At 73.9% G+C, this 9,565-nt stretch carries 9 protein-coding genes; 8 read left to right on the top strand and 1 reads right to left on the bottom strand.

The genetic code is table 11. The features are described from left to right. Positions 1–177 precede the first annotated feature (177 nt). From E6U81_RS36935 to E6U81_RS36950, 4 genes are all read left to right on the top strand, one after another. Positions 178–1,326, top strand: a complete 1,149-nt coding sequence (locus E6U81_RS36935) for an isochorismate synthase (protein ID WP_240804241.1) — start codon at positions 178–180, stop codon at positions 1,324–1,326. Then, positions 1,323–3,008, top strand: coding sequence for a (2,3-dihydroxybenzoyl)adenylate synthase (locus E6U81_RS36940; RefSeq protein WP_136234370.1), 1,686 nt, complete (start codon positions 1,323–1,325; stop codon positions 3,006–3,008). The genes E6U81_RS36935 and E6U81_RS36940 overlap by 4 nt, the downstream gene beginning before the upstream one ends. 67 nt (positions 3,009–3,075) lie before the next feature. Further along, positions 3,076–3,708 (top strand): isochorismatase family protein, encoded by a 633-nt coding sequence (locus E6U81_RS36945; RefSeq protein WP_136234371.1) that lies wholly within the window; start codon positions 3,076–3,078, stop codon positions 3,706–3,708. A 138-nt stretch (positions 3,709–3,846) separates the two neighbouring features. Further along, positions 3,847–4,293, top strand: a complete 447-nt coding sequence (locus E6U81_RS36950) for a DoxX family protein (RefSeq protein ID WP_136234372.1) — start codon at positions 3,847–3,849, stop codon at positions 4,291–4,293. Between the two features lie 7 nt (positions 4,294–4,300). Here the strand turns inward: E6U81_RS36950 and E6U81_RS36955 are convergent, their stop codons facing one another. Beyond that, positions 4,301–5,140, bottom strand: a complete 840-nt coding sequence (locus E6U81_RS36955) for an AraC family transcriptional regulator (RefSeq protein ID WP_240804239.1) — start codon at positions 5,138–5,140, stop codon at positions 4,301–4,303. A 142-nt stretch (positions 5,141–5,282) separates the two neighbouring features. Between E6U81_RS36955 and E6U81_RS36960 the strand changes: the two genes are divergently transcribed. From E6U81_RS36960 to E6U81_RS36975, 4 genes are read left to right on the top strand one after another with little or no spacing between them, the layout of a single operon-like run. Next, positions 5,283–6,335, top strand: coding sequence for an iron ABC transporter permease (locus tag E6U81_RS36960; protein WP_136234373.1), 1,053 nt, complete (start codon positions 5,283–5,285; stop codon positions 6,333–6,335). A gap of 5 nt (positions 6,336–6,340) precedes the next feature. Then, positions 6,341–7,471 carry an iron ABC transporter permease gene (locus E6U81_RS36965; protein WP_136234374.1) on the top strand — a complete coding sequence of 377 codons (1,131 nt, stop codon included), beginning with the start codon at positions 6,341–6,343 and terminating at the stop codon, positions 7,469–7,471. Continuing rightward, positions 7,468–8,295 carry an ABC transporter ATP-binding protein gene (locus E6U81_RS36970; RefSeq protein WP_136234375.1) on the top strand — a complete coding sequence of 276 codons (828 nt, stop codon included), beginning with the start codon at positions 7,468–7,470 and terminating at the stop codon, positions 8,293–8,295. The genes E6U81_RS36965 and E6U81_RS36970 overlap by 4 nt, the downstream gene beginning before the upstream one ends. An 11-nt stretch (positions 8,296–8,306) precedes the next feature. Continuing rightward, positions 8,307–9,368, top strand: a complete 1,062-nt coding sequence (locus E6U81_RS36975; RefSeq protein WP_240804240.1) for an ABC transporter substrate-binding protein — start codon at positions 8,307–8,309, stop codon at positions 9,366–9,368. The last annotated feature ends 197 nt before the right edge of the window (positions 9,369–9,565 follow it).

Below are 9,565 nucleotides of genomic sequence, written 5' to 3' on the forward strand. Positions count from 1 at the left end.
CGCGCCCCCGCTCTCGTACCGCCCGCATCACCCGCATCACCCGCACCCACCTGCCAAGACCCGCGCGCACGCCGCGCACAGCAGCCATGAGGAGTCACCGTGCCGACGGTCCGCCCAGTCGCCGCACCCCCCGCGCCCCCCGCGCCCGCCGCGGCCGACGTCCCGGCCCACCCCGCCGTGGGCGCCGCCACCGGTCTGCTCGACGCCTACCGGCCGGGCGACCGCTTCCTCGCCACGCCGACCCGCACCCTGCTGGCGCGGGGGCCCGTCACCGACGTCCCCGACGACGGCGCTCCGCTGCCCGAGCGGGTCCGCGCCGCCCTGGAGCGCGCCCGCCGCGACGGCCAGGACCGGCCCGTGGTCCTGGGCGCGGTGCCGTTCGACACCGCCGCGCCCGCCGCGCTGGCGATCCCGCAGCAGGTCCGCACCGGTCCGCCGCTCCAGGCCGATCCGCTGGTGACGCTGCCCGCGAACCCGCCCGAGGCACTGGACTGGAAGGTCATCGAGGTGCCCGCGCCCGAGGAGTACGCCCGGGCCACCGCCGAGGCCGTGGCCCGGATGACCGCCGGCGAGGCGGAGAAGGTCGTACTGGCCCGCACCCTGGAGGTGTCGGCCCCGGGCCGCGAGCCCGACCTCGCCGCGCTGCTCGGACGGCTGGCCCGCTTCGATCCGTCCGGCCACACCTTCGCCCTGCCCGTGGGCCCCGGCCGCACCCTGCTGGGGGCCAGCCCCGAGCTGCTGGTGGCCCGGCGCGGCGGGCGGCTGGTCGCCAACCCCCTGGCGGGATCGGCCGCGCGGAGCACGGACCTGGCCGAGGACGTGCGGCGCGCCGCCGCCCTCCTCGACTCGGCGAAGGACCTGCACGAGCACGCCGTCGTCGTCGAGCAGGTGCGCCGGGCCATGGCTCCGTACTGCTCCTCCCTGGACGTGCCGGTCCGCCCCGCGCTGGTGCGCACCGCCACCATGTGGCACCTGTCCACCACCGTGACCGGAACCCTCGCCGACCCGGACACCACCGCCCTGGACGTGGCCGTCGCGCTGCACCCGACGCCGGCGGTGTGCGGGACCCCCACGGCGGCCGCCCGCCGCATGATCGCCGACGTGGAGCCCTTCGACCGCGGTTTCTACACGGGGATGCTCGGCTGGCAGGACGCCTCCGGGGACGGCGAGTGGGTGGTCACCCTGCGCTGCGCCGAGGCCGTCGACGGGCTGCTGCGCCTGTACGCCGGCGCCGGTGTGGTGCCCGCGTCCGACCCGCTCGCCGAAACCGCGGAGACCGCCGCGAAGTTCCGTACCTTCCTCAGCGCCGTGGGAGCCTCCCTGTGACCTCGACCGGAACACACCAGCAGTCCGCCCCGGAGCCCGACGCCCCGCTGTGGCCGGCCGAGTTCGCCGAGCGGTACCGGGCCGCCGGCCACTGGCGCGGCGAGACGTTCGGCGAGGTTCTGCGCGAGCGGGCCGCCGTCCACCCGGACCGGGTGGCCGTGGTGGATCCGGCGGGCGGTCCGGACGGCGGGCGCCGGGAGTGGACGTACGCCGGACTCGACGCGCGCGCCGACCGGATGGCGGCCGGGTTCACCGCCCGCGGGATCGCGGCCGGCGACAAGGTGGTGGTGCAGCTGCCGAACACGGCCGAGTTCTTCGAGGTGGTGTTCGCCCTGTTCCGGATCGGGGCGCTGCCGGTGTTCGCGCTGCCCGCCCACCGGCAGGCGGAGATCGGCTACTTCTGCTCCTTCACCCAGGCGGTGGCCTACATCGGCCCCGGCCGGCTCGCCGGCTTCGACCACCGTGTGCTCGCGGCCGCGGTCCGGGAGGAAGTGCCCACGCTGCGGCACGTGTTCGTGGCGGACGCCGACCCGGGCGAGTTCACGGCGCTGGCCGACGTGCCCGTGGAGCCCGGGGCGGAGCCCGCGTACCGGCCGCGGCCGCAGGACATCGCCTTCCTCCAGCTGTCGGGCGGCAGCACCGGGGTCCCCAAGCTGATCCCCCGCACGCACGACGACTACCTGTACTCGGTGCGCGGCTCCAACGAGATCTGCGGGGTGGGCGCCGACTCGGTGTACCTCGTGGCGCTGCCCGCGGCACACAACTTCCCGCTCTCCTCGCCGGGTTCGCTGGGCGCGCTGTACGCGGGCGGCCGCGTGGTGCTGTGCCCGCAGCCCGCGCCGGAGGCGGCGTTCCCGCTGATCGAGCGGGAAGGGGTGACGATCACCGGGCTGGTGCCGCCGCTGGCCCTGCTGTGGACCGAGGCCGCGGCCGGTACGGAACACGACCTGAGCAGTCTGGACGTACTGCTGGTCGGTGGCGCCAAGTTCCCCGAGGAGGCGGCCCGCCGTACCGGGCCGGCCCTCGGCTGCCGGCTCCAGCAGGTGTTCGGGATGGCCGAGGGGCTGGTGAACTACACCCGGCTGGACGATTCCGAGGAGCTGGTGAACGGCACCCAGGGCCGCCCGATCTCCCCGGACGACGAGATCCGGATCGTGGACGACGAGGACCGCGAGGTGGAGCCGGGGGCCACCGGCCACCTGCTGACCCGCGGCCCGTACACCATCCGCGGATACTGGCGCGCCCCCGAGCACAACGCGCGCTCGTTCACCGCCGACGGCTTCTACCGCACCGGGGACATCGTCCGGGCCCTGCCCAGCGGCCACCTGGTCGTCGAGGGCCGGGCCAAGGACCAGATCAACCGCGGCGGCGAGAAGATCGCCGCCGAGGAGGTCGAGAACCACATCCTCGCCCACCCCTCCGTGCACGACGCGAACGTGGTCGCCGAACCGGACCCGTACCTGGGCGAACGCACCTGCGCCTACGTGATCCTGCGGGGCGGCGCCGAGCCGCTGCGCCCCGCCGCCGTGAAGGCCTTCCTGCGCGGCCGCGGCCTGGCCGGGTACAAAGTGCCGGACCGGGTCGAGTTCGTGACCGCCTTCCCCACCACCGGGGTCGGCAAGGTCTCCAAGAAGGACCTGCGCGCCGCCGCGGCCTCCGCCGGCACGGGCGACCGGGCCTGACTCCCCACGGCCCTTCAGCCCTCCCGCCATTCACCGCAACGAATCGAAACGGAACGAACGGAACACCATGGCTCTCCCCCGTATCGACGCCTACCCCCTGCCGTCCGAGGCCGACCTGCCGGCCAACCGGGTCGAGTGGAAGCCCGACCCCGCGCGCTCGGTGCTGCTCGTGCACGACCTGCAGAACCACTTCCTGTCGGCGTACGGCGAAGGCTCGCCCACGGTCGCCGCCCTGCTCCGGCAGGTCGCGCGGCTGCGCGCGGAGGCGGAGCGGGCCGGGGTGCCCGTGCTGTGGACCGCGCAGCGCGGCGGCCAGAGCGCCGCCGAGCGCGGGCTCCAGCAGGACTTCTGGGGTCCGGGCCTGCCCGCCGACCCGACCGCCGAGGCCATCCCCGAGGCCGTGGCGCCCGCGTCCCCGGACAGCGTGCTGACCAAGTGGAAGTACAGCGCCTTCGTCCGTACGGACCTGGCCGAGCGGATGGCGGCGCTGGGCCGCGACCAGCTGGTCATCACCGGTGTGTACGCGCACATCGGCGTCCTGCTGACGGCCGCCGACGCGTGGATGCGCGACATCCAGGCCTTCCTGGTGGCCGACGCGGTCGCCGACTTCTCCGCCGAGGAGCACCGGATGGCCCTGCGCTACGCGGCCGGCCGGTGCGCCCACGTCACCACCGCCGACCGGGTCGCCGCCGCCTGGTGAGCGTCGGCCGCCGCATCCGGGCGCCCCCGGGACCCACCGAAGCCGCTCGTCCCCCGAGACCCCTCACCCGCCTCGGCACCGCCACCTCCCGCAACCCACCGATCGCTCGTCTCCACGTCCCCCTTTGAGGAGTTCCCCATGTCCGAGCGTCTCTCGTCCGCCCAGCCCTATGCCCTGGGCCTGTTCCGGATCGTCATCGGTCTGCTGTTCGCCTGCCACGGCGCCGCCTCGCTGTTCGGCGTGCTGGGCGGGGCACACGGCGGCGGCACCGTGCCCGTCGGGGCCTGGCCCGGCTGGTACGCGGCGGTGATCCAGCTGGTGTGCGGCGGCCTGGTGCTCCTGGGCGCCGGCACCCGCAGCGCGGCCTTCCTCGCCTCCGGCTCGATGGCGTACGCCTACTTCGTCCACCACCAGGCCGACGCACTGTGGCCCATCCAGAACAGCGGCGAGTCCTCCGCGATGTTCTGCTGGGCCTTCCTGCTGCTGGTGTTCACGGGTCCGGGCGCGTTCGCCCTGGACCGCGCGGTGAGCGGGCGCCGGGCCGGGGTGGAAGCCACCCCGGCCGCGTCCGCGAGCCGCGCGTGACGACTGGTCAGGTCGTGGTACCCGCCTGCTGCTGGACGTAGGAGCCGGGGGTCCGGCCGAAGTACCGGCGGAAGGCGAGGATGAATCCGTTGGTGCTCACGAAGCCGACCTGGGCGGCGACCAGCCCCACCGACTGGCCCTGGTCCAGCAGGTACAGGGCGTGGTTCAGCCGCAGCCGGGTGCGCCATTCGGAGAACGCCATGCCGGTCTCCGCGCGGAACGCCCGGCGCAGGCTGGTGGAGCTGGTGTAGAGCCCGGCCGCCCACTGGGTGGCCGTCCGGCCGTCGCTCGGATCGCGGGCGAGGCCGCGGGCCACCGCGAGGGCGGCCGGGCTGACCGGCTGCGGCAGCGGGAGGCTGTCCGGGTGCGCCGCGGACAGCGCGGCGAACGCCTTGGGGTCGTCCGGCTCCGCCGCACTGCTGCGCATCCTGCCCAGCAGCAGGGCGTGTTGGGCGTCCGTGACGTTGACCGGGGTGGGCTCGACATAGGGCAGGTCGAACAGCGCCGCGTCGAACGACTCCGACACCACGACGGCGTCCGGTCCGAACCGGGCGCTGTGCACGACGCCCGCCGGGATCCACAGGGCGACCGAAGCGGTCAGTTCGTGGTCCTGGCCCAGCGCGGACACGGTGATCGCCCCGAGCGGCACGTACAGGAACTGGTGGAAGTCGTGGACGTGCGGCGGGTGTCCGCCCGTGGTGATGAGGCTGTCGTCGGCGAGCAGCGCCGGCATCGTCGCGACGGGCTCGGGCCGTCGGTTCGCGACGGCGCGGGGCCGCGGACGCCTGTGCGGCGTGGTCGAGCGCCGCGTGCCGTCCGCCGCCGTGTGCACGGTCATCGTGGTCATGCAATCCCTCCCGTTCGTGGCGGGGCCTGAATCTGACCCCTCACTGCGATCGGTCTGCCTCCGGCATTGGACCGACTGCCACTGCGGTAAGGCTAACCTAAGTTCCGTCCAGTGGAACCCGGTGAGGAGCACCCGAACCACCATGAACCCATCCGCCCCGCCGGTGGTGGCGCCACCAGCGCCGTCCGTGGCGCGCACCCGTGCCGCACGCGGCGCTCCGGTCGTGCTGCTCGCCTGCCTGATCCTGCTGGCGGTGGTGATCGCCGGTATCGCCATCGGCGCCCGTGACATCGCGCCCGCGTCCGTCGTGCGGATCCTGTTCGATCCGTTCGGCACCGGCTACGACCACGACGTGCTGTGGACCGAACGGATCCCGCGCACCCTGCTCGGGCTGACCGTCGGCGCCGCGCTCGGCGCCTCCGGCCTGGTCATGCAGGCTCTGACGGTCAATCCGCTGTCCGATCCGGGGATCCTCGGCGTGCAGCAGGGCGCCGCCCTGTGCGTGGTGCTCGGCATCCTGCTCCTCGACGTGAACGACGCGAGCGGGTTCTTCTGGCTCGCGCTGGTCGGTTCGGCCGTCACCTCCGCGGCCGTCTACCTCATCGGCACCCGTACCCGGGCCGGCAGCAGCACGCTGGGCCTGGTGCTCGCCGGTGTGGCGGTGGCCGCGCTCCTCGCCTCCATCGTCACGCTACTGGTCGTCCGCGACGAAGTGGTGTACTCCAGCCTGCGGTTCTGGTCGGTGGGACAGCTCGCCGGCCGGGCCCAGGTACTGGACGAGATCGTCCCCTTCGCGCTCGCCGGACTGCTCCTCGCGCTGCCGCTCGGCCGCACCCTGAACATGCTGGCACTCGGCGACGACACCGCCCGCGGGCTGGGCGTACGGGTGGAGCGCGCCCAACTGGCGGGCGCCGCGGTGGCGGTGCTGCTGTGCGCGGCGGCCACGGCCGCCGTCGGACCCGTCGCGTTCGTCGGACTGGTCGCCGCCCATGTGGCGCGCATGCTCGTCGGCTCCGACCACCGCTGGTCGCTGCCGCTGTCGATGGTCTGCGGCGCCGTGCTGCTGATCGGCGCCGACACCGTGGGCCGTGTGGTCCTGGACCACGGCGAGGTCCAGGTGTCGGTGATGACCGGCATCGTCGGAACCCCCTTCTTCGTGTGGCTGGCCCGCCGCCGCGACCTGGTGCGGATGTGAGGGACATGTCGACCAACCCCGTGATCACGGGCGGCTCCGCGCCGTTCCCCGCCCCGGTGGAGGATCGGCCCGGCAGCACGGCGGCCGTCCGCCGCGACGGGCCGGCCGCGACGGCCGCACTGCTGGCCGCCTCCCGGCGCGCCGCGACCCGCCGGTTCGCCGCCGCCTGGGTCCTGACCGTCGTACTGCTCCTGGCCCTGCTCGTGGCGTCCGTTCTGATGGGCGGGCTGCGCAACATCCCCGCCGGGGACGTACTGCCCGCCGCGTTCGGCCTGCGCACCGGGCTCGCCGACTACGTGGTCCACCGCATCCGGCTGCCGCGGGCGCTCGCGGCCCTGCTGGGAGGCGCGCTCTTCGGCCTGGCCGGCGCGCTCTACCAGCGGCTGATCCGCAACCCCCTGGCCACCCCCGACGTCGTCGGCATCTCGGCCGGGGCCGGAGCGGGCGCGGTGACCGTGCTGCTGCTCGCGCCGGCGATCCCGTACGGAGTCGAAGGCGCCGCCGTGGCTGGGGCGTTCGCCATGGTCGCGGCGGTGCTGGCGCTGAGCCGGCAGAGCGGAAGGGTGGACACCTACCGGCTGGTCGTGATCGGCATCGGTCTCGCCGCCGTGGCCACCGCCTACACCAACTACCTCTTCACGATGGCCGGCGAGCAGGGCCTCGCCCAGGTCATGCGCTGGCTGGTGGGCAGCGTCAGCGGCGCCACCTGGGACGGCGTCACCACCCTCGCCGTCGCCCTCGCCGTGTGCGGGATCTGCACGGCCCTGCTGTACCGGCCGCTCGCCTCGATGTCCCTGGGCGACGAACTGGCCTCCGGACTCGGCACCCGGGTGGGCGCGGCGCGTACGGCGGCCCTCCTGCTCGGCGCGGGCGCGGCCGCCCTGGCGACCAGCGTCACCGGCCCGATCGGCTTCGTGTCCCTGGTCAGCGGCCCCGTCGCGGCCCGGCTCGTCGGGACCGAACGCGCCCTGGCCCTGGCTCCCGCGGTCGGCGCGGCGATCGTCCTCGGCGCCGACGTCCTGGCCCAGCACGGCCCGCTGATCTCCCCGGTGCCCACCGGAGCCGTCACGGCGCTGATCGGCGCCCCCTACTTCGTCCTGCTGATCCTGCGCCGCGGGCAAGGAGCCCCCTCATGAACCACCCCGTCAAGGACCACCCCGCCCCGCCGGCGCTCGCGGCCCGCGCGGTGACCGCGGGCTACGACGGGCGGACCGTCGTCGACGACCTGTCACTGGAGATCGAACCGGGCCGGATCACCGCCCTGGTGGGCCCGAACGCCTGCGGCAAGTCCACGCTCCTGAAGTCGATGGCCCGGCTGCTGCCGGTGGCCTCCGGCTCGGTGCTGCTCGACGGCCGGGACATCCACGCCCTGCCCACCCGGGAGGTGGCCCGCCGCCTGGGCATCCTGCCGCAGACCCCGATCGCCCCCGAGGGCATCACCGTCGGGGACCTGGTACGGCGCGGCCGCCACCCGCACCAGCGGTTCGGGCAGCGCAGCAACCCCGCCGAAGACCTGATCGTCGCCGAGGCGCTGGAGGCCACCGGCACCGCAGAGCTCATCGGCCGGCCCGTGGACCAGCTCTCCGGAGGCCAGCGCCAGCGCGTGTGGATCGCCCTGGCCCTGGCCCAGGAGACCCCCACCCTGCTGCTCGACGAACCCACGACCTACCTCGACATCGCGCACCAGATCGAGGTCATGGACCTGCTCGCCGAACTGAACGAGCAGACCGGCCGGACCATCGTCCTGGTCTCCCACGACCTCAACCAGGCCGCCCTGTACGCCTCGACCATCGTCGCCATGCGCGACGGCCGGATCGTCCGCCGGGGCAGCCCGCACGAGGTCCTCACCGAGCAGACCGTCGCCGAGGTGTTCGGCCTCGACTGTCTCGTCGTCCCCCACCCCCGATCCGACCGGCCGCAGATATTCCCGCTCGGCCGCCGGCACCGCAACCCCGCATAGGAGAAACCCTCTTGTCCAGCCACGCCAGAACCCGCACCACCTCCGCCCGTCGTCTGCAGCGCGCCGCCACCGCCACCGCCGCCGCGCTGTCCCTGACCCTGCTCGCCGCCTGCGGCGGGGGCTCCGACGACAAGGGCACGGACAAGCCGGCCGCCTCCGCCGGGGCCGAGGGCTCCTTCAAGACCGTCAGCCAGAAGAACGCCTGGGGCACGGCCGAGATCAAGAAGAAGCCGGTCAAGGTCGCCACCGTCTCCGACGGCGACACCTCGATCGCCCTCGCGCTGGGCGTGGTCCCGGTCATCACTCCGGACGTCGAGGACGGCTCCCCCGTCCCCCAGTTCAAGCAGCGCGCCATCGACGGTCTGAAGGCCGGCAAGCTGAAGACGTACGACGACACCGACGGCACCGCCTACGAGGCCATCGCCGCCGAGGCCCCCGACATCATCCTGGGCATGAACACCTGGGAGATGGACAAGGACTACGAGAAGCTCGCGCCGATCGCCCCGGTCGTGACCTACACCGACAAGGCGCAGTCCGACACCCTCACCTGGCAGGAGCGCCTGCGCCGGGCCGCCCAGGCCCTCGGCCTGGAGGCCAAGGCCGAGGAGGTCATCAAGGCCAGCGAGAAGACCACGGCCGACGCGGCCGCGGCCCACCCGGAGTTCAAGGGCAAGACGTACACCTACGCGGTCGTCCACCCGGAGCAGATCAGCTTCATGTCCTACGGCGCCCAGGACCCGGGCGTCTTCGAGAAGCTCGGCTTCGTCAAGACCGACAAGGCGAAGAACTACGGGCCGGACAAGAACGGCATCAGCCTGGAGAACCTCGACCAGCTCGACGCCGACGTCCTGCTCGTCACCTACCCGTTCGGCGACCGCGGCGTGATCAGCCCGGCGGAGCTGGAGGGCAACAAGCTCTTCCAGTCGCTGAACGCCGTCAAGGGCAAGCACTTCCAGGTGGTGCCCTCGGACAACAACCTGGCCTCCGCCATCGCCTACCCCGACGCGCTCAACGCGTCGTGGGCGACCGAGCAGCTGGTGCCGCTGCTGCAGAAGGCCGTCGCCGGCCAGTAGCCGGCGCGTACGGCCGACGAGCCGTGACGGCCGGACCGCGCGGTCCGGCCGGTCCCCGCTGCCGCGGGACCGGCCGGACCGGCGGTGCGCCGGCCGAACCCCATCGAAGTCCCGCCACGTGAGGAGCCCGTCATGTCCACCCGCAACCCCCGTTCCGTCGTCACCTTCCCCATCGTGCTGCGGGAGCTGACGGTGCT

The organism is Streptomyces sp. A0592 (assembly GCF_004795115.1).
GTDB classification, from domain to species: Bacteria; Actinomycetota; Actinomycetes; order Streptomycetales; family Streptomycetaceae; genus Streptomyces; species Streptomyces erythrochromogenes.

Coding starts and splice junctions, on each gene's coding strand:
- E6U81_RS36960 (WP_136234373.1), top strand. CDS start 5,283: ATGAACCCATCCGCCCCGCCGGTGGTGGCGCCACCAGCGCCGTCCGTG.
- E6U81_RS36945 (WP_136234371.1), top strand. CDS start 3,076: ATGGCTCTCCCCCGTATCGACGCCTACCCCCTGCCGTCCGAGGCCGAC.
- E6U81_RS36970 (WP_136234375.1), top strand. CDS start 7,468: ATGAACCACCCCGTCAAGGACCACCCCGCCCCGCCGGCGCTCGCGGCC.
- E6U81_RS36965 (WP_136234374.1), top strand. CDS start 6,341: ATGTCGACCAACCCCGTGATCACGGGCGGCTCCGCGCCGTTCCCCGCC.
- E6U81_RS36950 (WP_136234372.1), top strand. CDS start 3,847: ATGTCCGAGCGTCTCTCGTCCGCCCAGCCCTATGCCCTGGGCCTGTTC.
- E6U81_RS36955 (WP_240804239.1), bottom strand. CDS start 5,140: ATGACCACGATGACCGTGCACACGGCGGCGGACGGCACGCGGCGCTCG.